The following is a 25,861-nucleotide window of genomic DNA, read 5'->3' as shown; positions in this document are numbered from 1 at the left end:
TCAGACGCAGCGCCCGCCATCCACGGCCAGCACCGTGCCGGTCACCATCTCCGCCTCGTCGCTGCACAGGAACAGCGCCGCATTGGCGATGTCCTGCGGGGTGGAGAACCGCCCCCACGGAATGACGCTCTTGAACTGCGCGCGCTTCTCCGGCGTATCCTCACCCATGAAGGTCGCGAGCAGCGGCGTTTCGCCGGCGACGGGCGCGATCGCGTTGACGCGGATCCGGTCCGGCGCCAGCTCGACCGCCATGGATTGCGAGAGCAGGTTCGCCGCGCCCTTCGATCCATTGTACCAGGTCAGGCCCGGGCGCGGCCGCAGCCCGGCGGTCGAGCCGATATTGAGGATGACGCCGCCGCCCTGCGCCTTGAAATGCGGCACCACCGCCTTCGCCATCAGATAGATCGACTTGACGTTGACGGCGAAGACCCTGTCGAACTCCTCTTCCGTGACCTCGACCATCGGCTTGTTGCGATGGGTGGTGCCGGCATTGTTGACGACGATATCGAGCCGGCCGAGCCGGCCCAGCACCTGTTCGACCGCCGCATCGACGCTGGCGGCGATCGCCACGTCGCAGCCGACCGCGAAAGCGCCGCCGCCGAGCGTATGGGCCGCCTCCTCCGCCTTCTCGGCATTGAGGTCGAGCAGCGCGACCTTCGCCCCCTCGCGCAGGAAGGTCTCGGCGATGCCATAGCCGAAGCCCTGTGCCGCGCCGGTGATCAGCGCCGTCTTGCCCGCAAGTCGCATGATGTCTCCTCGTTCTGTGCCTGCGGCGATCATGGCGGGCAATGGCGAGGCGCCACAAATGCGTTTTCGCGATCGGACGGATACGGAAATCGTATGGCCCGGCCGCGCCAGGCCCGCTAGGCGACGGAACCGCCTTGGCGGGGGCCGGTCAGGCCCCCAATTCCTCGCGCAGCATTTCGAGCTCCAGCCAGCGGCTCTCGGCATCGGCGATCTCGCGCGCCACCTCCTCCAGCCGGGCCGTGACCTTGGCGAAGAGCTTCGGATCGCGGGTGTAGAGATCCCCGGCCAGGGCCGCATTGAGCTTCGCCGCCTCGGCCTGCAGCACCTCAAGGCGCTTCGGCAGCGTCTCCAGCGCGTGTTTCTCGTTGAAGGACAGCCGGCGCTTGGCGGAAGGCGCTACCGTCGCCGCCGCCGCGACCGGCTTCTCGGTCGCCGCTGGCTTGGTTGCGGGGGCCCGCTGCCTCGCCCCGACGCCGCGGCCGCGCTGGGCCAGCATATCGGTGTAGCCGCCGGCGAATTCCGTCCAGACCCCGTCGCCATCCGAGATCAGCGTGGCCGAGACGACGCGGTCGATGAAGTCGCGATCATGGCTGACGAGCAGCACCGTGCCCTGATAGTCCGCCAGCAATTCCTGCAGCAGGTCGAGCGTCTCGAGGTCGAGATCATTGGTCGGCTCGTCCAGCACCAGCAGATTGGACGGCTTGGCCAGCGCTCGCGCCAGCATCAGCCGGCCGCGCTCGCCCCCCGACAGCGCCCCGACAGGCGTGCCGCGCTGGATCGGCTGGAACAGGAAGTCCTTCATATAGGCGATGACATGGCGGGGCTGGCCGCCGACGCTGACATGGTCCGAGCCGCCGCCGGTCAGCGCGTCGCCCAGCGGCGTCGCCGGGTCCAGGCTTTCGCGGCGCTGGTCGAGCGTCACCATCTCCAGCGAGACGCCGAGCTTGACCTTGCCCGAATCCGGCTTGAGCGCGCCGGTCAGCAGGTTGATCAGCGTCGTCTTGCCGGCCCCGTTGGGGCCGACGATGCCGATGCGGTCGCCGCGACCGACCCGCAGCGACAGATCCTTGACGACGACGGTGTCGCCGAAGGATTTGGCGACGTCGATCGCCTCGATCACCAGCTTGCCGGAGGTCTGCGCCTCGCTGGCCTCCAGCCTCACATTGCCCTGCGCGCTGCGCGCCGTGCGACGCTGGTCGCGCAGCGCGTGCAATTCGCCGAGGCGGCGCTGGTTGCGGGTGCGCCGGGCGCTGACGCCATAGCGCAGCCAATCCTCCTCGCGGGCGATCTTGCGGTCGAGCTTGTGGCGGTCGAGCTCCTCCTGCGCCAGCACCTCGTCGCGCCAGGCCTCGAACTCGCCGAAACCGCGATCCATCCGCCGCGTCAGCCCGCGATCGAGCCAGATCGTCGCCCGCGACAGCGAGGTCAGGAAGCGCCGGTCATGGCTGATCAGCACCATCGCCGAACGCAGCGATTTCAGCTCCTGCTCCAGCCATTCGATCACCGGCAGGTCGAGATGGTTGGTCGGCTCGTCGAGCAGCAGGATGTCGGGCTCCGGCGCCAGCACCCGCGCCAGCGCCGCACGGCGGGATTCGCCGCCCGACATGGTGGCGGGATCTTCCTCGCCGGTCAGCCCGAGCTCGCTGATCAGATATTGCGCGCGATAGGCGTCGTCGCCGGGCCCGAGCCCGGCCTCGACATAGGCGAGCGAGCTCTTGTAGCCAGTGAAATCCGGTTCCTGCGGGAGGTAGCGGATGGTCGCGCCGGGCTGGACGAAACGCTCGGCGCTGTCGGGCTCGACCAACCCTGCGGCGATCTTCAGCAGCGTCGATTTGCCCGATCCGTTGCGCCCGACCAGGCAGACGCGTTCGCCGGGCGAGACCGCGATCTCGGCCGCCTCCAACAGAGGCTGTCCGCCGAAGGTGAGCGCCACGTCGCGCAGGTGAAGCAGAGGGGCCATGAACTATCCAATCGGTCAGGCGCCGGGGATAGACCGGCAGGGCGGCTCTGTCACGCGCGCCCTCGCCTCCGGCGCCGTCCTCATCCCACCCAGAGGCGAGCGGGATCGTCGAGCCCGAAGCGGGCCGGATCGGCCGCGATCGCGGCGAGCCCCTGCTCCGCTGCGTCGGCCGCCGTGATCACGTGCAGGGCGAAGCGCGCGGTCAGATCCTCCATTGGCGGCTTGGCCCGGAAGACCCGCTCCACCGTGCCGAGATCGGCCAGAGGCAGCAGCCGCGGCACGATGCCGCCGGCGATATAGACGCCGCCGGTCGCCTTGAAGGCGAGCGCCAGATCGCCCGCCACCCGCGCCAGAAGCCGCCAGAAACAGACCACGGCCATCAGCGCGGAGGGGTCTCCGTCGCGGGCCAGGGTGGTGACGTCGGCGGCGCTGACATCAGGCTCCGCCGCGCCGCTGGCGCTGGCGACGGCGCGGTGCAGCCGCACCAGCCCGTCGCCGCTCAGCAGGCTCTCGACCGTGACGCGCGGCAGCCCGGCGGACAGCGCCGGCCAGAGCTTCTCCTCGGTCGCATCCTCGGGGCCGAGCCCGATATGGCCGGCCTCGGTCGGCACCAGCACGCCGCGCCCACCCTTCGGCAGGAAAGCCGCCGCGCCGAAGCCGGTGCCCGGACCCAGCACCAGCTTGAGCCCATCCGGCTCCGCCGCACCGGCGACCAGCGTCTCGATGCTCGACGGTTGCAGGACCGGGAGCGAGGCGGCCAGCGCCTCGAAATCATTGACCAGCAGCCCCTGATCCAGCGTCAGCGCCCGGGCGATGTCCTCGCCCTGGAAGATCCAGCTGGCATTGGTCAGCTGCGAGCGCCGCCCCTCGAGCGGCCCGGCGACCGCCAGGATGGCACTGCGCGGCCGCATCGTCAGCGTCTCCAGAACCGCCTCGAACGCCGCCTCCGGCGTGGCATGGGTGCCGGTGCCGATCCGCGCCAGCGGCTGGTGCGGCGCACCGGGCGCCTCGACCAGCGACAACCGGCAATTCGTGCCGCCGATATCGGCGACCAGAACCGGATGCGGGAAGACGCTCATGCCTCCGCCGCTCGCTTCTTATAGGGCGAGAACCAGCCGAGCCCTTCGAGCGTGCCGGCCTCGGGCCTGTATTCGCAGCCGACGAAGCCGGCATAGCCCAGCGCGTCGAGGCGATCGAACAGCAGCGGGTAATCGGGCCCCGACGCGTCCGGCTCGTGCCGCCCGGCGGCGCGCGCGATCTGGACATGGCCGATCAGCGGGAAGAGCTCCTCGAGCCGCCCCGGCACGTCGCCATGGATCAGTTCGCAATGATACATGTCGAATTGCAGCTTCACGTTCGGCCGGCCGGCTTCGCGGACATAGGCGGCGGCCTGGTCGAAATCGCAGAGGAAATAGCCCGGCATGTCCTTGCCGTTGATCGGCTCGATCAGCAGGTCGATGCCGAACTCGCCGAGACGGTCGGCGGCATGGGCGAGCGAGGCGCGATAGGCGGCCTGCGCCGCCTTGTCCTGCGGATCGGCATGGCCCGCCATCATGTGCAGCCGCTTCGCCCCGGTTTCATGGACATAGGCCAGCGCCGTCTCGATCCCCTCGCGGAATTCGCGCTCGCGCCCCGGGATCGCGGCCATGCCGCGCTCGCCCTTCTCCCAATCGCCCGGCGGCAGGTTGAAGAGCGCCTGCTCGACCTCGGCGCCGGCCAGCGCCAGCCCGACCTTTTCGGAAGCGTGCTCATAGGGGAAGAGGAACTCGACCGCCTCGAAACCCGCATCCGCGGCCGCCTTGAAGCGGTCGAGAAAGTCCCATTCGGTGAACATCATCGAGAGATTGGCGGCAAAGCGCGGCATGTCGGCCTCAGGTCTGGAGCGGGAGCGCCATACGCTAAAGCATGATGCCTGAACCTGCGAACCGGTTTTCGGCTGCCGCCCCCGTCGCATCTCAACGCGACCGCGGCGGATGCGTTCCCCGCGCGGCAGGCTCGCCTACTTCTTCGCCGGAGGGTTCGGATCCTTGGAGAAATTGCGGAAGACCATGTCGGGCGAGGAGGTGTTGTGCCGCGAATGGGTGGTGCGGCCCATCCAGACATCGGTCGCCTTGGCGCCGGCGAAGGGCATCAGCGGCTCCTCGCGCCAGCCCTTGGCGCCGGGCTCCCGCACCGCGATCCGCGCCACGTCGTTGTTGAACTCCGTGACATACATCGAGCGCAGCGCCACGAAGGCCTTGCCGCCGGTCACCGGCTTGTCGAGCAGCGCGTCGAGAACCATCCGGTTCTCGTCGACGCTGTCGAGCTTCAGCGTGCCGTTGCTGCCATCCTTGAACGCCATCTTGAAGGACAGCGTCGCCGGATCGAACTCGATTTCGCGGATGTTCACGACCGGGCGCGCGCCATCCTGCTCGATCGGCCCGAACAGGAAGGAGGAGCCATAGGAGGAGAAGCCGAGATGCCCGGGTGGCATCGGCCTGGCGCGCCAGTAACCATCCTGCGGATAGACCACCAACACCTCATAGGATTTGTCCTTGCCGAGCTTCCAGAGCTGGACGAGATGCAGCCCCTTCTCGACACGATCCCCGACCTTGAAGACCGTGTCGGCCGGCCGCCAGAAGGTCGGGAAGGTATAGCCGACCAGCCAGTACTCGATGCTCTCATAGAAGGTGACGCGGCGCGGCGGCACCGGCGCCTTGAACACCGGGTCGCCGGTCATGTCGCAGGCGGTCCAGTCCGCCTCCCAATTATCCTTGACCAGCCCGGCGATATAGGCCGGATGCGCGGCCTCGATCTGGAAGCGCCGCACCTCGGGCGAGAGCGCCTTGATGGTGACGTTGTCCTTCTCGGCGCAGAGCACCGGCTCGGATTCGTTCTTCACCTCCACCGCCACGTCGCTTGCGGCCCGTACCGGCAGGCTAGACGCGAGCAGCAGGGACAGGAACAGGGTTACGAGCTTGGCTTGCATGGACGTCTTCCGATGGTGGCGGGCAGTGTCGAGCGCGCGCTGGCGCCGTGAAGAAGCATCAGGCGCCGAGCACCGCATACACATCGCCGGAATTGGCGGCGTGCGGAAGCTCCCGCAGGAACTGGCCCATCGCCTCGGCGCTGGCGCCCTCGCTCAGTTCGAGCCGCTGGCTCTCGCCCAGCGCCACGTTGAAGCGATAGGGTCCGAGCGTCTCGAGCAGCGCGAGGCAGGCCTCGGCCACGTCGCGCTGAATGGTGGTGAATTCGAAGGAGATGACCGGGATCGGCCGCGTCAGCCCGGCCAGCACATGGGCCTCGAAGCCCTCGACGTCGATCTTGGCCAGGGCCGGTACGCCATGCGCGGCGATCAGCGCGTCCAGCGTCGTGCATGGCACGCCGAGGCTGCGGTCCCAGACCTGGTCCTGCCAGCCATCGGCCCCCGCGGCCGCGCCGACGAAGGCGTCGGAGGCGGTGGAGACGGTGGGGTTCGCGCTGTTGATCTTCAGCTCGATCACGCCCTCGCGGTCGCCGCAGGCGGCCTGGACCAGCGTGACCAGCGGATCACGGCCATGGATCAGCCTGATGGCGCGCGCCGGCCCGGGTTGCGGCTCCAGCGCGACGACGCGGGCGCCGAGCCTGCGGAAGGAGGAGATCCGGTCGCCGACATGCGCGCCGATGTCGAAGGCCAGGTCGCCCGGCGCCAGGAATTGCGCATAGAGCGCATCCATGGCGCGGTTGCGCTCGGCATCGCCGTGATAGACCCGCAGCGACCGCGCGAGCGCCTTGGCCGTGCCCCTGGGATAGGCGATGCCGGGCATCATTCAGTCAGCCTCGTTGCGGATGGCGCGGAGTTCGGCCGGCGGGTCGAAATCCTCGGGGATGCCGCACAGCCCGGCCTTGGCGAACCAGTGCCCGAGCGCCGGCAGCGCGGTGATCATCGCGAAGGGGATCCCCAGCACATAGCCCGCTGTCAAGGGCAGGGACCAGATCAGCACCGTCGGCGACAGCACCGACAGCGTCGCGAAGATGTAGAGCCCGAACAGCAGATGCGGCCAGAGCCCGGCGAAGGCCGTGGCGAAGGAGAGCGCATGCGCGTCGCGGGCCTGGCCGTTCCAGCCGATCCGGGCCCGGCCGAAGGCGAGGCCGATCATGAACAGCGTCGTGCGGAAGGTGGAGACCGCGCCCTGCAGGAAGGCGAAGACGATCTCGATCAGCGAGGACAGGATGAAGCGGCCCGTGCCGCCATAGCGGGACGTACCGCCGCGCGTCAGCAGGATGTCAGCGAAGCCCGCCAGTTTCGGCGAGAGATACATCGCGAAGAACAGCACGTAGAGACCGGCGGCGAGCGTCGCGGGATAGGCGGGGATGCCGGCATCCTCGATCACCTTCACCGGCAGCAGCGCGATCATCAGCGTCCAGGCCGGCAGGCCGAGGAACATCAGGATCGCCCAGACCAGCTGGAAGCGGCTCATCGGCTTCAGGCCGGGCAGGTCGAGCAGCTTCAGATATTGCAGATTGCCGAGGCACCAGCGCAGGTCGCGCTTGGCGAAGTCGAGCATGGTCGGCGGGTTTTCCTCCCAGCTCCCCATCTCGGTCGGCAGCACGCGCACCTCGTAGCCGGCGCGCCGCATCAGGGTGGCCTCGACCTGGTCGTGGCTCATCACCGCCCCGCCGAGCGGCGGCCCGCCCGGCAGCACCGGCAGATGGCATTCGTCGCGGAAGGGCGCGATCCGGACCATGGCGTTGTGACCCCAGAACGGCCCGCAATCGCCGATCCACCAGGCCGAGCCCATGGTGTAGGGCCGCATCCCGTGGCGCATGCCGAACTGGAAGATCCGGGCGAAGGCCGAGCGGCTCGGCATGCCCACCACCAGGCTCTGCAGGATACCGAGCCTTGGATGGGCCTGCATCATCCTGGTCAACGTCACGATCGCCTCGCCCGACATCACGCTGTCGGCGTCGAGCGGCAGCATGACCTCGTAATCCGCGCCCCAGCGCTCGCAGAAATCGCGGACATTGCCAGCCTTGAACCCGGCATTGTCGCTGCGGCGGCGATAGAGCAGCCGGCCGGCCTCGCCGAGATCGCGCGCCCATTCCGCCGCGAGCCGCTCCTCGACCGCGCCGACCGCCGCGTCATTGGTGTCGGACAGCACGAAATAATCGAAGGCCGCCCCCTCCCCCGTCGCATCGACACTGTCGCGGACGACGCGCAGCCGGCGGAACGCCCGCTCCGGATCCTCGTTGCGCAGCGTCATCAGAATGGCGGTGCGGATGCTGATCGGCGTCGCCAGCTCTCCGGCCTCGGCGAAAGGCGCGACGCGCGCCAGCCCGTCGCGCACGCCATGCAGCAGCCAGAGCCCGATCACCGCGTTCCAGAAGCCCAGCACCGTCCAGGGCGCGCCGAACAGGAAGGCGACAAAGATCGCGTAATCGGCGACACTCCAGCCGCCCGCGCCGAGCACCTCGGCCAGGCCGAGCAGCAGCAAGGCGAGCGTCGCGAGGTTGAGGCCGAGCACCAGCAGGCGGCGGAACCGCAGCACCGCCAGCCCCTGCAGCCCGGCCGGCGTCGTCTGCGTGGCCGCGAGCCCTTGCGCGCCCGGCTGGAACGTGGTCGGAGCGGGGCGCTGGTTCATGGCGGCTTCCGTCAGGGGCTGGCGGGACGAACGGGAACGGATGGACAGACGAGGCACGATGCGGGACCGGGTCGATATGGCGCAGGAGGGACGTCCGGCAACGGTCCCGGGCGCAGGCCGCACGGCCCGGGCGCTCTGGTATGTCGCGGCGGGTGAATGCGCCCTGAACGCGGTTTCGCTTCCGGAGCCCGGTCCCGAGGATTGCGTGGTGCGCACGCTCTGGAGCGGCATCAGCCGCGGCACCGAGCGGCTGGTCTTCGAAGGGCGGGTGCCGCCGAGCGAGTTCGAGCGCATGCGGGCGCCGTTCCAGGAGGGCGATTTCCCGTTTCCGGTCAAATACGGCTATTGCGCCGTCGGTATCGTTGAAGCCGGGCCGGCGCGGCTGCTCGGCCGCATCGTCTTCTGCCTGCACCCCCATCAGGACCGCTTCGTGGCGCCGGCCGACCGGCTGGTCCCCGTCCCCGCCGAGGTGCCGGCCCGGCGCGCTGTCCTCGCCGCCAATATGGAGACGGCGCTGAACGCGCATTGGGATGCCGGCTCCGGCCCGGCCGACCGTATCGTCGTGGTCGGCGGCGGGGTGCTCGGCCTGCTGGTGGCCTGGCTCGCCGCAAGGCTGCCCGGCGCGGAGGTGACGCTGGTCGATCTCGACCCCGCCCGCGCCGCCATCGCCGCCTGGCTGGGGCTCGGCTTCGCCCTGCCGGGCGAGGCGCCGCGCGAGGCCGACATCGTCTTCCACGCCAGCGCCTCCGCGCCGGGGCTCGCCACCGCCATCGCCGCGGCCGGGCAGGAAGGCTGCATCGTCGAGATGAGCTGGTATGGCGAGGGCGCCGTCGCCGCTCCGCTCGGCGGCGCCTTCCATGCGCGGCGGCTGCAACTGGTCTCGAGCCAGGTCGGTGCGATCGCCCCCAGCCGCCGCCCCCGCTGGGATTATGCCCGCCGCAGCGCCGCGGCGATGGCCCTCCTCGCCGAGCCGCTGCTCGACGCGCTGATCACCGAGGAGATCGCGTTCGACGAGGCGCCCGCCAGGCTCCCGCTGCTTCTCGCCCCCGGCGCGCGTGGCCTGACGGCCGCGATCTGCTATGAAGCCGCGCCATGACGTCGCCACGTTCGCATCCCCGTCCGTCGCTCGTGCCGGAACTCTACATCACCTCGCTCCCCGCGAGCCTCGCCTTCTGGCGCGAACTGCTCGGTTTCCGCGTGCTCTATGACCGGCCGGAACAGGGTTTCGCGGCGATCGAGCGCGACGGCGTCGAGTTCATGCTGGAGGAATACGAGACGGGGCCCTCCGAGCGCTGCTGGGATACGGGCGCGCGCGAGAAACCCTATGGCCGCGGCATTAATTTCGAGATCGGCGTGGACGATCTCGACATCCTGCTGGCCGCCCTGAACCGCGCCGCCTGGCCGCTGTTCTTCGGGCCCGAAGAGCGGTGGTACCGAATCGCTGCGGATGAGGAGACGGGCGTCCACCAGTTTCTCGTGCAGGATCCGGACGGGTACCTCCTGCGCTTCTCGCAATCCCTAGGCCGCCGCCCGATCGCGGCCTGATCATCCGCTCCCCACTCTCCGAAGGAAACCGCATGTTCTCAGTCGAAGTCCGCGATCGCATCATGATCGGCCATTCGCTGCCGGACCCGTTCTTCGGCCCCGCGCAGAACATGCATGGCGCCACCTTCGTCGTCGACGTCGCCTTCTTCCGGGAGCAGCTGACCCGGCAGAACGTCGTGGTCGATATCGGCGCCGCGCTGACCGTGCTGAACGCGACGCTGAAGCCGCTCAACTACCAGAACCTCGACACGCTGCCGCAATTCGCCGGCGTGCTGACCACCACCGAATTCCTGTGCAGGCACATCTTCGACGCCATGGCCGCGGCGGCGCGCAGCGGCGCCCTGGGCGAGGACGCTGGCGGCCTCTCCCGCATCCGCGTGACCTTGCACGAGACCGATCTGGCGCGGGCGAGCTATGAGGGTGCGCTCGCGTGAGCGAGATCGCCTTCGCCATCCCCGGCGACATCGACCTGCCGACCGGCGGCTACGCCTATGACCGGCGGCTCCTCGCGGAATGGCGGGCCAGCGGGGTGGCGGCGCGCCATCTCCCGCTGCCCGGCTCCTTCCCGGCTCCGACGCCTGAGGACCTCGCCGAGACCGGCCGCTCGATCCTGTCCCAGCCCTTCGACGCCGCGCTGCTGATCGACGGCCTCGCCTATGGCGCCTTACCCGAGAGCATCGCCGCCGGCCTCGCCGGCCGCGTCGTCGCGCTGGTTCATCACCCCCTCGCCTATGAGACGGGGCTGACGGTCGATCGGGCCAGCGCGCTGCGGGCGAGCGAGACGGCCGCCCTGCGCTATGCCAGCGCCGTCATCGTCACCAGCCCGGCGACGAAGCGGCTCCTGATCTCGGACTATGGCGTGCCCGAGGATCGCATCACGGTGGCCGTCCCGGGGGTCGACCGCGCCGAACGGGCCGCGGGTTCGCCGCCCGGCAGCGGGCTCGCCCTGCTCGCCGTCGGCTCGATCGTGCCGCGCAAGGGCTATGACGTGCTGGTCGCGGCGCTGGCCGGGCTCGCGGATCTGCCCTGGCGGCTGACCATCATCGGGGCTGAAGACCGCGCGCCGGAAACCACGGAAGCCCTGCGGCAGCAGATCGCGGAGGCCGGCCTCGGCGACCGCATCACCCTGGCCGGCGCCGTCGACGACGCGGCGCTGGCGCGCGCCTATGCCGCTGCCGACCTCTTCGTGATGCCCTCGCTGTTCGAAGGCTATGGCATGGTCCTCACCGAGGCGCTGGCGCGCGGGCTGCCGCTGATCTGCACCACGGGTGGCGCGGCCGCCGAAACCGCGCCGGACGCAGCCGCCATCAAGGTGGAGCCCGGAGATGTCGCTGGGATGGCAGCAGCCTTGCGGCAGGTGATTGACGACGGCGCGAGGCGGGCGCACATGGCGGATGCGGCCTGGGCGGCGGCATCGACCTTGCCTGCCTGGGCCGAAACGGCCGCGATCGTCGCGCGGATCTGCCGGAAGGTGATGTGAATGGGTGGTTTCTCTCCCGATTGGCTGGCGCTGCGCGAGCCGGCCGATCATGCGGCTCGCAACCCGCAGGTCCTCGCCGCCGTCGGCGTCCATTTCGCTCCCAGACACGCCATCTCGATCGTCGATCTCGGCTGCGGCGCGGGCTCGAACCTGCGCGGCGCCTATGCCGCCCTGCCCGACCGCCAGCACTGGACACTGGTCGATTACGACGAGAACCTGCTCGCCACCGCCCGCGCGCGCCTGATCGCCTGGGCGGACGAGGCGCGCGAACAGGGCGAGGAGATCATCCTTTCCAAGGCCGGCAAATCCCTGACCGTGGATTTCCGGCAGGCCGACCTGACCCGCGATCTCGAATGGATTCTGGGCTGGCAGCCCGATCTGATCACCGCGGCGGCCCTGTTCGATCTGGTGTCGCGCCGCTGGATCGAGCGCTTCGTCGCCGCTCTCGCCAGCCAGAAACTGCCGCTCTACACCGTGCTGACCTTCGATGGCCGCGAGAGCTGGACCCCGGCCCATGCCGCCGACCGGGCGATGCTCCAGGCCTTCCTGCATCACCAGCGCGGGGATAAGGGCTTCGGCCCCGCCGCCGGCCCCGATGCAACCGAGGCGATGGCCGAGGCCTTCCGCAAGACCGGCTTCGCCGTCTCCACCGGCGACAGCGCCTGGCAGCTCGGCGAGGCGCAGCGCGAGCTCGTCGAGGCGCTGACGCGCGGCATCGCCGACGCGGTGCTGGAGACCGGGCAGATCGAGCCGGCGCGGGTGTCGGAATGGCTCGCGGCCAAGCGCAGCGCGACCGGCCTCGTCGGCCATCTCGACCTCTGGGCCCGTCCGGTCTGAACCGGGCGGCCGCGCTCAGCCGCGCGGCTTCAGCCCCGGCAGCATCCGCCTGAGCACCCCGTCGCGGCGCAGAAAATGATGCTGCAGCGCCGCCGCGACATGCAGCGCCGCCAGCACCATCAGCACCCGCGCCAGCAGGCCGTGCACCGCGAGCGCCCGCTCGGCCCGCGGCTGGTCGGGCCCGGTCAGCGCCGGCAGGTCGAACAGGCCGAAGATGGTCAGCGAGGGATAAAGCGATATGCCGATCCAGCCGAGCAGCGGCACCACCAGCAGCAGGCCATAGAGCAGCCAGTGCACCGCATGCGACAGATGCTTCTGCCAGGGACGCAGGCTCGGCTCGTCCGGCGGCGCTCCCTTCAGCAGCCGGTAGAGCAGCCGGCCGGCGACCAGCCAGAGCAGCAGGAAGCCGAGCAGCTTATGCGTGCTGAACATCGCATTGGTGATGCCGTCCCAGACATCCATCGTCTCGCCGCGATAGGTCATTGCGAAACCCAGCGGCAGCATGACGAGGATGCCGGCGGCCGTCGCCCAGTGCAGATGCCGTGCGGCGGGGCGGTAGACGGGGTGGTTCGTCGCTTGCCTCGCGGACTGGTCATGATCCTGCGTCACGGCTGTCCCCGGTTGCTGCCCCTGTCGCGGGCAGGCATTGCGCGTTAATCATTCATCTGTCGTTCAACGTCTCACCCCTATACGCCCTGTCAACAGATTGGATGGCTGCGAGTTCAGTCGGTAAGGCCTGATCGCCTTGGAACAGTGTCGGACCTGTCGCGTTCTGCCCCGCGGCCTCGGTACGCATCCAGATCGGGCTTTCGCACGTAGATGCTACAATCCTCCGCCGTCCCGCGGCGCAATCTGACGGATACTTCCCATGTCTCAGTCGCGTACCCTATTCGGCCGCCCGCAGGACACTGACCTCGTCACCGTCGACCGCGCCATCGCCGAGTTCCGGGCCGCCCGCCCGGTGCTGCTGCGTGCCGGCGAGACGCTGGCGCTGGCGATGTCGGCGGAGCTGTCGGAGCCGGGTCTCGTCGCGCGGCTGGATACGCTGGCGCAGGGCCATGGCTACCTCATCCTCAGCGCCGCGCGGCTGCGCCGGATCGGCGCCAAGGGCCGGACCGAGACCGGCGTCTTCGCCATGCCGACGATCGACCCCTCGCGGGTCGAGACGCTGGCCATGAAGACCGATGCGAAGATGGACGCCCCCGTCGCGCCGGCCGGCGAGATCGACACCGCCGCGCTCGAGCTGGCGCGGCTCTCGCTCGTCGTGCCCGCCGTCATCATGGTTCCCGTCACGGCCGAGGCTATCGCCGGCGAGCCGCTGGTCTCGGTCGATATCGCCGCGATCAACGCCTATCGCAGCGCGCAGACCGAGACGCTGACCATCGTCGGCCGCGCCCCCGTGCCTCTGGAAGGCGCGCCGGAAACCGAATTCGTGGTGTTCCGCGGCGGCGAAGGCCTGCGCGACCAGGTCGCGATCATCGTCGGCAAGCCCGACCTGGGCGAGGCCGTCCCGGTGCGGCTGCACTCGGCCTGCCTCACCGGCGACCTGTTCGGCTCGCTGAAATGCGATTGCGGCGACCAGCTGCGCGAGACGGTGCAGTGGATGGCCGAGAATGACGGCGGCATCCTGCTCTATCTCGACCAGGAAGGCCGCGGCAACGGCATCTCCAACAAGATGCGGGCCTATAAGCTGCAGAGCCAGGGCTGGGACACCTATGATGCCGACGAGGTGCTGGGCTTCGACCTCGACCAGCGCCATTTCGACTTCGCCGCCGTGATGCTGAAGCAGCTCGGCGTCAGCAAAGTCACCGCTCTGACCAACAACCCGATCAAGATCGGCGCGATCAAGGCCGCGGGCCTCGAGGTCGCGGCGACGCAGCGGGTGCTCGGCCGACCGAACGTCCATAATGTCCGCTACCTCGCCTCCAAGCGGGATCGCGCCGGCCATTTCATCGATATGGACGCGCTGATGGCGCGGGCCGCTCCGAAGGATTGATCGCGCCGCCGGCTTCGGGCACACCCGCCTGATGCCACCGCCTCTCTACGACCCGGACGAGACGCAGCCCCCGCGCTGGCCCCTGGCCGGCGTGGTCCTGATCGTCTGCCTCGCCTGGTTTGCCCTGTCCTGGCCGTGGCTGTCGGGGCTCGTCACCATTCCCTGGGACGCCAAGGCGCATTTCTACCCGCAGCTGCAATTCCTCGCCGGCAGCTGGCACAAGGGGCTCTCCGCCTTCTGGACACCCAATGTCTTCGCCGGCTCGCCGCAGGTCGCCGATCCGCAATCGCTGATCTTCTCGCCCCCCTTCGCGCTGATCGCCGCGCTCAATCCCTCGCCCGATTTCAGCTGGAGCGATGGCGCCGTGCTCGGCATGCTGCTGGCCGGGGCGCTGTGTTTCGTGCTGCTGTTCAAGGATCGCGGCTGGCACCCCGCTGGCGCGGTGGTCGCGGCGCTGGCCTTCGCCTTCGGCGCCTCGGCCGCCTGGCGCATCCAGCATATCGGGCAGGTGCTCAGCCTCGGCTATTTCGCGGTCACGCTGCTGCTGGTCTCGCGCGCGCTGGAGCGCGGCTCGGTGCTGTACGGGCTCGCCGCGGGGATCGTCGCCGGCTTTATGGTGCTGGGGCGGGATCAGGTGGCGCTGCTCGGCGTCTACGCGCTGGCCGGCCTCGTCCTCGCCGCCATCGCCATGGATCGCCGGCCCTGGCAGGCGCTGCGCACCAGCCTGCTGCCGCTGCTCGCCGGCGTGATCGGCGCGGTCGCCGTGGCCACCGTGCCGATCCTGCTGACCGCCTTCCTCGCCCAGGAATCGAACCGGCCGGCGATCGATTTCATCGGCGCCGGCAAGGGGTCGCTGCATCCCGCCGCGCTGTTGACCGGGCTTTTTGCCAATCTCTACGGCGCCGCCGGCCCGCTCGAGAATTTCTGGGGTGCGCCCAGCCCCGGCTGGGAGGCGCGTTTCGGCGCGCTGGAGCTCTATCTCGCCCGCAATATGAGCCAGCTCTATCTCGGCCTGCTGCCGGCCGGGCTGATCCTGACCATCGGCATCGTCAGAGGCGCGCTGTGGCGGCGGGAGATCAGGGCGCTCAGCCTGGCGGCGCTGCTGCTGCTGCTCTTCGCGCTCGGCCGCTACACCCCGGCCTTCCGCCTGTTGTTCGAGCTGCCGGGGATCGATTTCTACCGCCGCCCCGCCGATGCGCTCTTCCTGGTCGGCGCGATGCTGGCCCTGCTCGGCGGCTACCTCACCCATCTCGTGATGAGCGACGCCGCACCGCGCGCCAAACCATGGCAGCGCCTGGTCGAGATCGGGCTCTTTCTCGGCGCGACGCTGCTCGCGCTGTGGCTGGCCTGGACCGTCGGCCGGCTGGATGTCGCTGCTGTGGCGATCCTCACCGCCGGGCTGTGCGGGGTGCTGAGCCTCGGCGCGCTGGTCGCGGCCCGCGGGCTGAGCCTGCAGGGCGCGGGGCTGACCGCGGCGATCGTGCTCGGCGCGACGCTGACCGTCGATCTCGCGGTCAATAACGGGCCGAGCGAGTCCACCGCCCTCCCCGCCGGGATGTACGAGGTGCTGCGCCCCGACAGCCGCAACGATACGATCGCGCTGCTGAAGCGCGAGACCGCGCGCACCGCCGCCCCCGACCGGCGCGACCGCATCGAACTCGCCGGCATCGATTTCCACTGGCCCAATGCCAGCCTCATTCATGGGCTGGACAACACGCTGGGCTATAATCCGCTGCGTCTCGGCCTCTACAGCAAGGCGACCGGGGCGGGCGACCATGTCGCCCTGCCCGACCAACGCAGCTTCTCGCCGCTGATGCCGTCCTACCGCTCGCTGCTGGCGGATATGCTGGGCCTGCGCTTCATCGCCACCGGCGTACCGGTCGAGCAGATCGACAAGGCGCTGAAGCCGGGCGACCTGCCGCAGATCGCCCGCACCAAAGACGCCTATGTCTACGAGAACCCGCGCGCCTTGCCGCGCGTGCTCCTGGTCGCCGATGCCGCCAAAGCCGATTTCGACCAGATCCTGGCGAGCGGCCGGTGGCCCGAGCGTTTCGACCCGCGCCGCCAGGTCCTGCTCGACAGGGAGGCGCCCGCCCGCCCGCCCGGCCCGGCGCTGCCCGGCTCGGCCAGCATCCTCGACTATGGCACGACCGAGGTGGCGATCGCGGTCGACGCCCCCTCCGGCGGCTATCTCGTGCTGAACGACGTCTACCACCCCTGGTGGCGGGTCAGCATCGACGAGAGGCCGGCCGAGCTGCTGCGCGCCAATGTGCTCTTCCGCGCCGTCGCCGTGCCGCCCGGCCGCTCGACCGTGCGCTTTACCTTCGCGCCGCTACAGGGGCTGTACGCGGATGTGGGGAGGCGGCTCGGCGCCCGCCCCTCTCCGCCTGCCGGGTCGGACCGCTGAAAGATGCCGCGCTCGCAGGTTACACTGCCCCTGCCCGTCTCGCTCTAAACCAAAGCCGCCATCGCCGCGATCGGCCGCGCCTTCTGCCCCGCCAGCACCTTCGCCACGCCCGCCGGGTCCAGCACCCCGCCGCGCATCGTCTCGTCGCGATGGATGCCGCCGGCGATGAACAGGCTGTCGAAGCCCATCAGCTGCGCGCCGGCGAGATCGGTGCGGACCGCATCGCCGATCACCAGCACCTTGGCCGGATCGACCTCGCGCCCGCCGCGCGCCTCGCGGGCGGCGGCCAGAGCGAGGTCATAGGCCGGGCGATGCGGCTTGCCGGCCCATGCCACCGAACCGCCCAGCTCCTCATAGATCGTCGCCAGCGATCCGGCGCAGGGCAGCAGATCATGCCCGACATGGACGACGAGATCGGGATTGCCGCAGATGAAGGGCAGCCCGCGCGACGCGAAGCGCTGCAGCAGCGGCCGGTACTGCTCCGGCTGTTCGGTGCGATAATCGTTGAGCTCGGTGGCGACGACGATTTCGGCCTCCTCCTCGCCGACGATCTCCATGCCCAGCCCCTCGAACACGGCGAGATCGCTCTCGCAGCCGATATGATAGGCCTTCTGGTGGTGGCTGGCGGCGATCAAGGCGCGGGTGACATCGCCGGAGGTGACCAGCCTGTCCCAGCAGCTGCGCGGCACCCGCTTCCCGTCGATGACCTCGGCCACCTGGGCCGAGGGCCCCGGTGCATTCGACAGCAGCACCACCGCGCCGCCGGCCTCGCGATAGCGCGTCAGCGCCGCGCAGGCCGGCTCCAGCGCCCAGAGCCCGTCATGCACGACGCCCCAGACATCGCTGATCAGCACGTCGTAGCGCGCGAGCAGATCGCCCGCCTCGGTCAGGATCGGCAAGGTCATCAGCGGCTCGTTCCGGCAAAATCCTGGGCCATGCGCGCTTCCACGACGGCACGGCTCGGCAGCGGCGCCACGGCGCCGTAGCCCTGCGTCGAGAGCGCGGCGGCGACATTGGCATAGGCACCGGCGGCGAAGGCATCGCCGCTGCGGATGAATTCGGCGAGGAAGGCGCCGTCATAGCAATCGCCGGCGCCGGTCGCGTCGATCGCCTCGACCGCGATCGGCACCAGCCGCTCGCGCCGCTCGGGCGTCGCCACCAGCGAGCCTTCATGGCCCAGCGTCAGCGCCACGACCTTGGCGCCCTTGGCGAGATAATGATCGGCGATCGCGTCCGGCTGCTGCAGCCCGGTCAGCAGGATCGCATCGTCGAGCCCCGGCAGCACGATGTCGGCCATGGCGCAGGCGGCCTCGATGATCGCCCGCGCCCGGGTCAGCGGCCAGAGCTTCAGGCGCAGATTCGTGTCATAGGCGGTCAGCACCCCGGCACCGCGCGCCAGCTCGAAGGCTTCGAACACCGCGTCGCAGGCGCTGGCGGAAATCGCCTGGCTGATGCCCGAGGCCTGGATCACCTTTGCGGCGGCGATGGCCTCGCGCGGCAGATCGCGCGGGCCGTAGAGGCTCGCCGCCGAACCGGCGCGCGCATAGGAGAACACATGGCCGGAGGGGCCGTGATCGACGAAATACAGCCCCGTCGGCGCGGAAGGATGGGTGGCGACATGGCTGTCGTCCACCCCTTCCCGCGCCCAGAGCGTGCGGAAGGCGCGGCCGGCCGCATCATCGCCCAGCGCACCGGCATAGGCGACGCGCGCCCCCTGCCGCGCCGCCGCGACGGCGCAATTCGAGGTGTCGCCGCCATGGCCGAACTGGAAAGTGCCGGGCTCGCCGCGAGTGGCGTTGAACTCGCCCAGCGGTTCGCCGATGCACAGAAGATCGAAGCTTGGTGATATCACGGGCAAGGCACCATCCGGCGGTGGGAGCAACAGGCCGGCCTTACTAGAACAGGAGCGGCCCGCGGGAAACCGGATTTGTCGGGCGCGCGGCGCCGCCGCGTCGGGCCTCTAGGGTCGGGGCTTCGCCTTCCGTGGGGGTCGCGGGAGGAGCGCGGCAGGCTATTCCGCCGCCTCCTGCCGGGGCGGCAGCGCCAGCAGCTGCTCGGCGACGCGGCTGATTTCGGCCCGCAGCGCGGCATGGTCCTGGCCGGACGGGCCCGCCTGCCTCATCTCGCGCTTCAACTGCAGCCTGTCCTCGCGCGATTGCGCGAGAGCGCCCTGCAGCGTCTGGATCTCCGCATGCAGCACCTCGAGCCGCTCGTCGCGCTCGCGCATCTGCTCCTGCATCGCTACCGCCTCCTCCTGCCGCAGGGCACGCTCGGCGGCCAGCGTCGCTTCGCTGGCGGCGAGCTTGCGCGCGACGTCGTCGCGGGCGGCTTCCAGCATCAGCTGCTGGGTGCGGCCCTCGACCAGCGCCACCTTCAGCCCGTCCGCTTCCGTGCGCAAGCCGGCGAGCTCGTGCTCGCGCTCCGCCAGCGACGCCTCGGCCCGCTCCAGCGTCTCGTGCAAACCGGCGAGCTCGTTGTTGCGGGCGGCGAGATCGGCAGCGAGCCGCTTCAGCGCGGCGCGCTCCTCGGCCAGCGCCTGTTCGACTTGGGCGAGCTCGGCCAGCCGCGATTGCAGCGTCGCACCCGTCTCGCGATGCGCGCCCTGCTCGGCCGCGAGCGCCTCGCGCGTCGCCGACAGCGCCGCGCTCGTGGCCGACAGCTCGGCCTCCAGCCCGGCGATGCTGCTCAGATGCGCGGCGATCTCGCGCTTCAGCGCGGCGTTTTCCATGTCGCGGCGGCCGGCCTCCTGCATCGCGGCGGCCTTGGCCTGGAAGCCGCGCTCAGCCTGCTGCTCCAGCACGCGTTCGCGCAGAGCGAGCTCCGCCCGCAGATGATCGCGATCGGCGGCGATCTCGGCCAGGGACAGGGGAAAGGCGGCTTCGGCCCGGCGGCGCGCCAGCCTGTCGGCGCGGCGGGCCAGGGCCGGCACCGCGGCGAGCGCGATCAGCGTCGCCGACAGGAAGCCGAGCGTGACCAGCATGACGGCTTCGATCAAGGGCCGCTCCGCAACGAGACCATACAGTCTTGAATTTGGCACGCCGGGCGCGGGAAAGCCAGCATCTCGCGCCGGCCCGCGCCGTCAGAGGCGCCGGATCAGAAGGGATTCCACGTCGCCTGCGGCGTGAATTTGAGATAGCCGAGATTGACGCCGAGCCGCCAGCCGACCCCGGTGCGGATCGGCACCAGCGTCACGCCCTCGGCGGCCATGGCCGTGAAGCCGAAACCGCCGATGAAATAGGCGGAGCCGTCGACGCCGACGAAGCGCTGATACAGCGCGTCGACGCTCGGAAGATTATAGACCAGCATCATCGTGCGGGCGCCCTCGCCGCCGAAATCGAAGCCGACGGAGGGGCCCTGCCAGAACACCTTGCGGTCCCCGGCATTGCGGGTGAAGAGCTGCCCCTCGCCATAGCGCAGCCCGCCGACGAAGGCGCCGGAGGCTTCCTGGCCCAGCACATAGCCGTTGGGCTCGCCCCAGCGCCGCACCGCTTCCTCGATCGTCAGCGCCAGCCCGCGCGAGACATTGCCGAAGAACTGATGGCCGGAATTGACGAGCTCGTTCTGGCTGAAGGACCGCGCGGGCGCATTGGCGCCCTGTGCCAGAGCCGGCAGCGGCAGCGCCAGCGCCGCCCCCGTGGCCGCGAGGCCTCCAGCGACGAAATTGCGACGGGTCTGTGTCATCGTGTCCTCTCCAGGATGGGCGTCCGGTCTCGCCTGGCGGCCGGTGCTCGGAAGGCGGCAGCACCCGCGGAAGGCGAGCTGCCGGAGTCCGTCGCCCGGGCGGGCTGGCTCCGGATCCCGCCCGCTAGACGGGGCCGGGAGCCGGAAAATCGTGACGCCACTCGAATGCGCAGCTTTTCGGTAAGGAGATTGATACGGTGCAAGTGTATCCAACCCGTGAAGATTCCAGCGCTCTCCGCGCGGATGGAAGCAGCCCCAGGGATTTGACGGCATGAAGGCCATAACATGGCAGCGCTGGATTTCGGTCGCGGGCGGGGTGCTGGCGATGTCGCTGGTCCTGCAGCCGGCTTTCGCCTCCCAGCCGGACACGTCCATGGTGGCCGGCCTGCCCGACGGGCTGCCCGAGCTGCCGCGCCTGGGCGAGAGCATGCAGCGGCATCTGCGCAGCGGCATCGCGCTCAGCGGCTTCGACCCGATCGGCTATCACCTGCACGGCCGGCCGACGCCGGGCCGCCCGGAATTCGAGATCCTCTATAACGGCTCCGTCTGGCGCTTCGCCTCGGCGGCCAATCGCGACACCTTCCTCGCCGCTCCCGAGATCTACGCCCCGGCCTTCGAAGGCTTCGACCCGCTGGGCGTCGCGGACGGCCATGCCGTCGAGACCAGCCCGGCCGAATTCGCGATCATCGATGGCCGCCTGTTCCTGTTCCGCACGGCGGAAAACCGCCGCGCCTTCCTGAAGGACAAGGGGCTGATCGCCCAGGCCGTAGCGCATTGGGGCGACGTCGCCCGCGCCGTAATACGCTGAGGCGACCGCCCGCTCCGTGATACGCTGAGGCGAGCGCCGCCGCGGTGGCCGGACGCGCCCCCGCCGAGCCGCTGACGCCGGGGCGTTACGCAGATTGCGGGCAGCGCGTGGCTCTGCAAGGCTGGAGCGAGCGGAGTGCGATCCGCTCGCCGCGCAGCAGGTAGCCATGCGGCTGGTACCCTAGGCAACTGGACGCCGGGCGCCGCCGAATTCCGTCAGGTCAAAACACATTCGGCCGGCCCCCGAGCAGCCCGGCCCCCACAAACAACCCGACCCCCCCGGCGGCCAGACGTCCTGCAGCCAGACCCAGCGCAGCAAAACGCCCTGCAGCCGCCCTCGCCTGCCGACTTAGGCGCCGACATCCCTCCCCCCAGGACAAAGGTGAGGGCCGAATTCCTGGTCCGGCCCTCACAAGTCAGGTCTCTACTTCTGGAGGTTGATGACCGAGGACGCCAACCGGTGATCATCGTGCCATGGCGGCGGCCCTCGGTCGGTGACGAAGTTCACGTTCCGGGGCCGGTGAATCCGGCGGGCAGGCGGCCATGTCGCCGAGATGATCGCGCAGCGCGGCCTGCAGATCGCCCGGCTTCTCGATGATGATGGTCTGGCCCTCGAGGCTGATGATCCCGCTCCGCGCCAGCGCGCTCATCTGCTTGGTGACGGTCTCGCGCTGCGAGGCGATCCGCCGCGCCAGCTCGGCATGGGTCGGGGCCGGCGCGATGACGATCCGCCCGGTCTCGGTGCGCAGGCTGAGCCGGATCAGTTCGGCAAACAGCCGCTCGCGCATCGGCAGCACCCGGCTCTCCACATAAAGCTGGTTCAGCAGGCGCACGCGCGTGCAGAGGCGGCGCGTATAGGCTTCCGCGAAGGGCGCCGAGAGCCGCAGCCGCTCGAGAAACTCGTCGCGCCGGAACAGGATGGCGCTGGTGCGCTCCAGCGCCTCGTAGCAGGCATCGGGAATGCCGCCGTCCAGGGCCTGGAGATCGCCGATGAAATCCCCCGCCCCGAGCTCGCCGAGCACGGCATCCGACCCCTGCGGCGTCATGTAGAAACATTGCGCCCGCCCGCTTTCGATCAGCAGGACGGTCTCGGACAGATCGTCGGGCTGCCTGATGACGGCGCCCTTCTCGAAACTGCGGCGGGGCAGACGCTCCATCGCGTGGACGGTTTCGTAGTTTCTCAGCATATCGCCCCCACTCAATGCCGAAGTACTGCAACTGAAAAAAAGACATTTCAGTATTTAATTAGATAGATCGCGGCGTAGTATCGAATATATTTGCCGCTATACACAAACGCGCGGCTGCGGCCTATGGGAATTTCGTAGATTGACACTGTCTGCCATTCCCGCAGGCGTACCCCGAACCCGATCCCATGCTGCGAACCGCAAATCCATCACCTCGCCAATCTGAAAATTACGTAACGTAATTTATATATAAGATGATTTTGTTCGATGCGGTGAAATATTTCACATGTGCCATTGGCGCAACTATTGGAGGTATTGAAACAATGATGTGAACAATTTCACATGAGGTAACACCCGTATTCACTAATCCTGAGATCGGCAGATTGAGATTGCCGAACCAGATTAAGCGAACTCTTTTGGGGGTCCCTGTGAAAAAGATCACTACTCTTCTCCTTTCGACGGCCAGCGCCCTGGTGGCCGCCAGTGGCGCCGGCGCTGCCGACCTGCCGTCCCGCAAGGCGGCGCCGGTCGAATATGTCCGCGTCTGCAACACCTATGGCGCAGGCTTCTTCTATATTCCGGGCACCCAGACCTGCCTGCGCGTCAGCGGCCGCCTGCGCGCCGAAGGCCTTTACCTCCAGCCTGTCAAGAAGAACGACGACGTCACCGGCTTGCGGGCCTATGGCCGCGTGAACGTCGACGCACGCACGGCGACGGCCTATGGCACGCTGCGCACGTTCATCCGCTACGACGCGATCCGCCAGAGCGGCGCCTACAGCAAGGGCGGCCTGCAGGCCAACGAGACCACAGTCGCGCTCGACAAGGGCTTCGTGCAGTTCGGCCCGCTGACCGCCGGTCGCGCCCAGTCGATGTTCGACTTCTACGCGGATGATCTGAACTGGGGCACGCTGCGCGGTTCGGACCAGTCGACGCAGATGTTCGCCTATACCGCCACCTTCGGCAGCGGCGTCAGTGCCACGCTCTCGCTGGAAGACGGGACAGAGCGTCGCAACGACAGCTGGCAGCGCGCCGACGACTTCAAGAGGAAGGCTGACACCAATCTGCAGGGCGGCAATCGCTTGCCCGACCTGGTGGCCAATCTCAACGTGACGCAGGGCTGGGGCTCCGCTCAACTCTCCGGTGCCCTGCACGAGATCACGGCCAGTTCGGCCCGCGCCGCACAGCAGGTCGACAGCAAATACGGCTTTGCCGTGCAGGCGGGCTTGAAGCTCAACCTGCCGATGCTGGCGCAGGGTGACGTGCTTTGGCTCCAGGGCGCCTATGCCGAAGGCGCGCTGAGCTATCTGCAGGCAGGCTCCATCAGCGCCGGCGGCGTGAAGACCACTGCGGATGATGCCTACGAAGCCGTCAACGGCTCGACCTCGAGCCTCAAGCTCTCCAAGGGCTACGCGATTACGGCCGCCTTCCAGCATTACTGGACGCCGGCGATTCGCCAGGCGGTGTTCGGGTCGTATCTCGACGTCAACACCTTCGACCGCTTCAAAGGCGCTGCGACCGGCCAGACCGACTACAAGGAATTTCGTGTCGGTTCGAACCTGATCTGGTCCCCCGTCAGCGGGCTCGATATCGGTGTCGAGGTGCTCTACGCCAAGCTCGATCCCAAGGGCCGCGTCGCCGATTCCAACCGCGGCGGTACCTTCACGCTCGGCAGCGACGACAGCCTGTCGGCCCGCTTCCGCGTGCAGCGCGAGTTCTGAACCACCCGCCTCAGAGGCTCCCGGCGCAAGCCGGGGGCCTTTTCGCGTTTCCGCCCTCCCCGGATCTCGACCGCCGGAGCCCGATCATGACCGAAGAGCAGTGCAGGCTGGCCCGCGCCATGCTGGGCTGGAGCGCCGCCGAACTCAGCCGCCGCGCCAATGTCGGGCTGCGGACGATCCGCGAATTCGAAGCGGGCGGGCGGCCGATCCTCGATACCACCCGCAACAGGCTGCGCGCGGTGTTCACCGTCAGCGGCATCGAATTCCTCAACGACGCCGACGGCATCGGCATCCGCCGCCGCCTCTCCGTCACCGAATATTGCCAACGCCACCCGGCGGAGCAGCGGCTCTGACGCAAGGCGGCCCGAACGGGCAAGGCTCGCGCACAGCGGTTTCGGAGGGAAAGGAGCCGAGGCTCGGTGCGCGAGCGACGCGGCATCGGCCGAGGCACGGCATCAGCGGCATCTGCATCGGTCAAGGCAGCGGTGCGGGCTTCGGCATCGGTGCGGCATCTGCGTCGGCTCGGCATACAGCGCGGCATCGGCACGGCTTCGGCAACGGTGCGGCACCGGTGTCAGCATCGGCCAAGGCAGCGGTGCGGCACCGGCATCGGTGCAGCATCGGCATCGACATGGCACCAGCATTAGCGCGGCACGGCATCAGCGCGGCGTGGGCACGGCATCCGCATCGGCCAAGGCAGCGGTGCGGGCTTCGGCATCGATGCGGCAACGGCATCAGCGCGGCATCGGTGCGGCACCGGTATTAGCGCGGCATCGACACGGCTTCGGCATCGGCATCGCGAGCAAGAAGAAGATCACCAGATCTCCGATGGCTACGCTGCTACGCGCCCCCCTGCCCCAGCGACCCTCCCCCACCCCGAACGGATCAGGCGCGCAAGCCTCGTCGCCTCAGCTTTTTTCCTCAGTGAGGTGCCGGGCCGCCGCCACGGCCTGCCTGGCCAGATCTTCGCTCGCCGCGGCGACGAAGGATGGGTTGCGGAAGCCGCGATCGGCGCAGCCATAGCGCGGCCGCTCCCCGTCGAGGGTCAGAACCGCGCCGCCGGCGGCACATAAAATCGCCTCTCCCGCCGCGATGTCCCACTCCATGGTCTGGCCGGCGCGGATATGGAGATCGGCCTCGCCACCGGCGATCAGCCCGAATTTCACGGCCGAAGAGGCCGGCATCGTGCTGGCCGAGCCCATCTCCCGCGCCACCGCGTCGCTGAGCGCGTCGCCATGGAAGCGGCTGACCAGCGTCGTCGGACCCGCCGCGGGCAAAGGCCGCACCCGGGCCGGCTGCGGCGTGCCCAACGCGGCGCCATCCTGCGCCAGCCTCTGCGAATAGGCGCGGTCCCCGGCGAACCAGAGCCTGGCCAGCTGCGGCGCCGCGATCGCTCCGGCGACCGGCCTGCCCGCCCGCACCACCGCGATGGCGACGCAATAGCTCTCGCCCCCGGCCAAAAATTCGCGTGTGCCGTCCAGCGGATCGAGCAGGATGAAGACCGGGCCGGGCGCGATCTCGCCGGCGCTTTCCTCGCTGATCACCGGGAAATCCGGCAGGAGCCGCGCCAGCGCCTGTTTCGCGGCATGGTCGGCCGCGAGATCGGCCGAGCAGACCGGCGAGCCGTCGGGCTTGAGCTTGACGTCCCGGGCGGCGCGCATCGCCAGAAGCTTTGCGCCGGCCAGGCAGGCCGCCTCCGCCACCTTGCGGGCAAGGGCGTCGCAATCCAAGAAGACCGGGTCATCCGGAGCGATCATCGCGGCCCTGCATCCTCGTCTCGCGACATCGCGCCGCCCGGGTTAACCACATGCAAACCAGGCTGGCACCATATCTTCCTCGACCGGCGCTTTCCCGTATCGACGAAAAGCGATGGTTTCCTGTTTCGATGCAAGCCCGCGA

Annotated in this window: 24 protein-coding genes; 10 read left to right on the top strand and 14 right to left on the bottom strand. The window is 69.3% G+C overall.

Translation table 11 applies throughout. The annotated features are described in order from the left end of the window. The 7 genes from ASG72_RS09615 to mdoH all read right to left on the bottom strand — a co-directional run bounded on the left by ASG72_RS09615 (position 1) and on the right by mdoH (position 8,307). Positions 1-747: an SDR family oxidoreductase gene (locus ASG72_RS09615; RefSeq protein ID WP_056711502.1), complete on the bottom strand. Its 747-nt coding sequence runs from the start codon at positions 745-747 to the stop codon at positions 1-3. Between the two features lie 148 nt (positions 748-895). Further along, positions 896-2,707 (bottom strand): ATP-binding cassette domain-containing protein, encoded by a 1,812-nt coding sequence (locus tag ASG72_RS09610; RefSeq protein ID WP_056711500.1) that lies wholly within the window; start codon positions 2,705-2,707, stop codon positions 896-898. 80 nt (positions 2,708-2,787) lie between these two features. Further along, positions 2,788-3,786: a glucokinase gene (locus ASG72_RS09605; RefSeq protein WP_056711498.1), complete on the bottom strand. Its 999-nt coding sequence runs from the start codon at positions 3,784-3,786 to the stop codon at positions 2,788-2,790. Further along, on the bottom strand, positions 3,783-4,571 hold the full coding sequence (gene otnI / locus ASG72_RS09600) for a 2-oxo-tetronate isomerase (protein ID WP_056711496.1): 789 nt from the start codon (positions 4,569-4,571) through the stop codon (positions 3,783-3,785). The genes ASG72_RS09605 and otnI overlap by 4 nt, the downstream gene beginning before the upstream one ends. A gap of 135 nt (positions 4,572-4,706) precedes the next feature. Next, positions 4,707-5,675: a hypothetical protein gene (locus ASG72_RS09595; RefSeq protein ID WP_056711494.1), complete on the bottom strand. Its 969-nt coding sequence runs from the start codon at positions 5,673-5,675 to the stop codon at positions 4,707-4,709. A 58-nt stretch (positions 5,676-5,733) separates the two neighbouring features. Beyond that, positions 5,734-6,495, bottom strand: coding sequence for an FkbM family methyltransferase (locus tag ASG72_RS09590; protein ID WP_244488759.1), 762 nt, complete (start codon positions 6,493-6,495; stop codon positions 5,734-5,736). Next, complete coding sequence (gene mdoH / locus ASG72_RS09585; protein ID WP_056711492.1) at positions 6,496-8,307, bottom strand: glucans biosynthesis glucosyltransferase MdoH; 1,812 nt, start codon at positions 8,305-8,307, stop codon at positions 6,496-6,498. 40 nt (positions 8,308-8,347) lie between these two features. Between mdoH and ASG72_RS09580 the strand changes: the two genes are divergently transcribed. From ASG72_RS09580 to ASG72_RS09560, 5 genes are read left to right on the top strand one after another with little or no spacing between them, the layout of a single operon-like run. After that, positions 8,348-9,403 carry a zinc-binding alcohol dehydrogenase gene (locus ASG72_RS09580; protein WP_244488758.1) on the top strand — a complete coding sequence of 352 codons (1,056 nt, stop codon included), beginning with the start codon at positions 8,348-8,350 and terminating at the stop codon, positions 9,401-9,403. After that, positions 9,400-9,852, top strand: a complete 453-nt coding sequence (locus tag ASG72_RS09575) for a VOC family protein (protein ID WP_056711489.1) — start codon at positions 9,400-9,402, stop codon at positions 9,850-9,852. The genes ASG72_RS09580 and ASG72_RS09575 overlap by 4 nt, the downstream gene beginning before the upstream one ends. Before the next feature lie 32 nt (positions 9,853-9,884). Then, on the top strand, positions 9,885-10,286 hold the full coding sequence (locus ASG72_RS09570; protein ID WP_056711487.1) for a 6-carboxytetrahydropterin synthase: 402 nt from the start codon (positions 9,885-9,887) through the stop codon (positions 10,284-10,286). Beyond that, the gene (locus ASG72_RS09565) at positions 10,283-11,332 is read left to right on the top strand and encodes a glycosyltransferase family 4 protein (RefSeq protein ID WP_056711484.1); all 1,050 of its coding nucleotides are present in this window, start codon (positions 10,283-10,285) and stop codon (positions 11,330-11,332) included. The genes ASG72_RS09570 and ASG72_RS09565 overlap by 4 nt, the downstream gene beginning before the upstream one ends. Continuing rightward, positions 11,333-12,169: a class I SAM-dependent methyltransferase gene (locus ASG72_RS09560; RefSeq protein ID WP_056711482.1), complete on the top strand. Its 837-nt coding sequence runs from the start codon at positions 11,333-11,335 to the stop codon at positions 12,167-12,169. Between the two features lie 15 nt (positions 12,170-12,184). Here the strand turns inward: ASG72_RS09560 and ASG72_RS09555 are convergent, their stop codons facing one another. Beyond that, entirely contained in the window at positions 12,185-12,778 is a 594-nt protein-coding gene (locus ASG72_RS09555) for a cytochrome b/b6 domain-containing protein (protein ID WP_056711479.1), read from the bottom strand. Positions 12,779-13,037: 259 nt separating this feature from the next. Here ASG72_RS09555 and ribA point away from each other — a divergent pair, with 259 nt between their 5' ends. Further along, entirely contained in the window at positions 13,038-14,165 is a 1,128-nt protein-coding gene (gene ribA / locus ASG72_RS09550; RefSeq protein ID WP_056711477.1) for a GTP cyclohydrolase II RibA, read from the top strand. Between the two features lie 31 nt (positions 14,166-14,196). Continuing rightward, positions 14,197-16,572: a hypothetical protein gene (locus ASG72_RS09545; RefSeq protein WP_056711475.1), complete on the top strand. Its 2,376-nt coding sequence runs from the start codon at positions 14,197-14,199 to the stop codon at positions 16,570-16,572. Between the two features lie 44 nt (positions 16,573-16,616). Here ASG72_RS09545 and ASG72_RS09540 read toward each other — a convergent pair whose 3' ends face one another. From ASG72_RS09540 to ASG72_RS09525, 4 genes are all read right to left on the bottom strand, one after another. Continuing rightward, positions 16,617-17,477: a TIGR01459 family HAD-type hydrolase gene (locus ASG72_RS09540; protein WP_056711473.1), complete on the bottom strand. Its 861-nt coding sequence runs from the start codon at positions 17,475-17,477 to the stop codon at positions 16,617-16,619. Then, the gene (locus ASG72_RS09535) at positions 17,477-18,424 is read right to left on the bottom strand and encodes a sugar kinase (protein WP_348271574.1); all 948 of its coding nucleotides are present in this window, start codon (positions 18,422-18,424) and stop codon (positions 17,477-17,479) included. The genes ASG72_RS09540 and ASG72_RS09535 overlap by 1 nt, the downstream gene beginning before the upstream one ends. A 159-nt stretch (positions 18,425-18,583) precedes the next feature. Beyond that, positions 18,584-19,567, bottom strand: coding sequence for a hypothetical protein (locus ASG72_RS09530; RefSeq protein WP_056711471.1), 984 nt, complete (start codon positions 19,565-19,567; stop codon positions 18,584-18,586). Between the two features lie 98 nt (positions 19,568-19,665). After that, a complete protein-coding gene (locus ASG72_RS09525; RefSeq protein ID WP_056711469.1) occupies positions 19,666-20,253 on the bottom strand; it encodes a DUF1134 domain-containing protein in 588 nt (195 codons plus the stop codon). 271 nt (positions 20,254-20,524) lie between these two features. Here ASG72_RS09525 and ASG72_RS09520 point away from each other — a divergent pair, with 271 nt between their 5' ends. Continuing rightward, positions 20,525-21,061: a YHS domain-containing (seleno)protein gene (locus tag ASG72_RS09520; RefSeq protein WP_056711467.1), complete on the top strand. Its 537-nt coding sequence runs from the start codon at positions 20,525-20,527 to the stop codon at positions 21,059-21,061. Between the two features lie 463 nt (positions 21,062-21,524). On the opposite strand, the gene ASG72_RS09515 is transcribed toward ASG72_RS09520, so the two are convergent. Further along, positions 21,525-22,247 (bottom strand): Crp/Fnr family transcriptional regulator, encoded by a 723-nt coding sequence (locus tag ASG72_RS09515; RefSeq protein ID WP_056711465.1) that lies wholly within the window; start codon positions 22,245-22,247, stop codon positions 21,525-21,527. Positions 22,248-22,672: 425 nt separating this feature from the next. On the opposite strand from ASG72_RS09515, the gene ASG72_RS09510 reads away from it, so the two are divergent. Both ASG72_RS09510 and ASG72_RS09505 read left to right on the top strand, forming a co-directional pair. Further along, positions 22,673-23,962, top strand: coding sequence for a porin (locus tag ASG72_RS09510; protein WP_082540240.1), 1,290 nt, complete (start codon positions 22,673-22,675; stop codon positions 23,960-23,962). 86 nt (positions 23,963-24,048) lie between these two features. Further along, positions 24,049-24,315, top strand: coding sequence for a helix-turn-helix domain-containing protein (locus ASG72_RS09505; protein ID WP_056711461.1), 267 nt, complete (start codon positions 24,049-24,051; stop codon positions 24,313-24,315). Between the two features lie 555 nt (positions 24,316-24,870). Here the strand turns inward: ASG72_RS09505 and ASG72_RS09500 are convergent. After that, entirely contained in the window at positions 24,871-25,719 is an 849-nt protein-coding gene (locus ASG72_RS09500) for a 3'(2'),5'-bisphosphate nucleotidase CysQ (protein ID WP_056711460.1), read from the bottom strand. Positions 25,720-25,861: the final 142 nt, after the last annotated feature.

The sequence above is a fragment of the Allobosea sp. Leaf344 genome, from assembly GCF_001426225.1.
Taxonomy (GTDB): Bacteria; Pseudomonadota; Alphaproteobacteria; order Rhizobiales; family Beijerinckiaceae; genus Allobosea.
The sequence above is the reverse complement of the archived record's forward strand: the minus strand, read 5'-3'. Positions and strand labels throughout refer to the sequence as shown.

Coding starts and splice junctions, on each gene's coding strand:
- ASG72_RS09540 (WP_056711473.1), bottom strand. CDS start 17,477: ATGACCTTGCCGATCCTGACCGAGGCGGGCGATCTGCTCGCGCGCTAC.
- ASG72_RS09515 (WP_056711465.1), bottom strand. CDS start 22,247: ATGCTGAGAAACTACGAAACCGTCCACGCGATGGAGCGTCTGCCCCGC.
- ASG72_RS09595 (WP_056711494.1), bottom strand. CDS start 5,675: ATGCAAGCCAAGCTCGTAACCCTGTTCCTGTCCCTGCTGCTCGCGTCT.
- ASG72_RS09580 (WP_244488758.1), top strand. CDS start 8,348: ATGGACAGACGAGGCACGATGCGGGACCGGGTCGATATGGCGCAGGAG.
- ribA (WP_056711477.1), top strand. CDS start 13,038: ATGTCTCAGTCGCGTACCCTATTCGGCCGCCCGCAGGACACTGACCTC.
- ASG72_RS09525 (WP_056711469.1), bottom strand. CDS start 20,253: ATGACACAGACCCGTCGCAATTTCGTCGCTGGAGGCCTCGCGGCCACG.
- ASG72_RS09570 (WP_056711487.1), top strand. CDS start 9,885: ATGTTCTCAGTCGAAGTCCGCGATCGCATCATGATCGGCCATTCGCTG.
- ASG72_RS09615 (WP_056711502.1), bottom strand. CDS start 747: ATGCGACTTGCGGGCAAGACGGCGCTGATCACCGGCGCGGCACAGGGC.
- ASG72_RS09575 (WP_056711489.1), top strand. CDS start 9,400: ATGACGTCGCCACGTTCGCATCCCCGTCCGTCGCTCGTGCCGGAACTC.
- mdoH (WP_056711492.1), bottom strand. CDS start 8,307: ATGAACCAGCGCCCCGCTCCGACCACGTTCCAGCCGGGCGCGCAAGGG.
- ASG72_RS09545 (WP_056711475.1), top strand. CDS start 14,197: ATGCCACCGCCTCTCTACGACCCGGACGAGACGCAGCCCCCGCGCTGG.
- ASG72_RS09605 (WP_056711498.1), bottom strand. CDS start 3,786: ATGAGCGTCTTCCCGCATCCGGTTCTGGTCGCCGATATCGGCGGCACG.
- ASG72_RS09505 (WP_056711461.1), top strand. CDS start 24,049: ATGACCGAAGAGCAGTGCAGGCTGGCCCGCGCCATGCTGGGCTGGAGC.
- ASG72_RS09520 (WP_056711467.1), top strand. CDS start 20,525: ATGAAGGCCATAACATGGCAGCGCTGGATTTCGGTCGCGGGCGGGGTG.
- otnI (WP_056711496.1), bottom strand. CDS start 4,571: ATGCCGCGCTTTGCCGCCAATCTCTCGATGATGTTCACCGAATGGGAC.
- ASG72_RS09610 (WP_056711500.1), bottom strand. CDS start 2,707: ATGGCCCCTCTGCTTCACCTGCGCGACGTGGCGCTCACCTTCGGCGGA.
- ASG72_RS09590 (WP_244488759.1), bottom strand. CDS start 6,495: ATGATGCCCGGCATCGCCTATCCCAGGGGCACGGCCAAGGCGCTCGCG.
- ASG72_RS09500 (WP_056711460.1), bottom strand. CDS start 25,719: ATGATCGCTCCGGATGACCCGGTCTTCTTGGATTGCGACGCCCTTGCC.
- ASG72_RS09560 (WP_056711482.1), top strand. CDS start 11,333: ATGGGTGGTTTCTCTCCCGATTGGCTGGCGCTGCGCGAGCCGGCCGAT.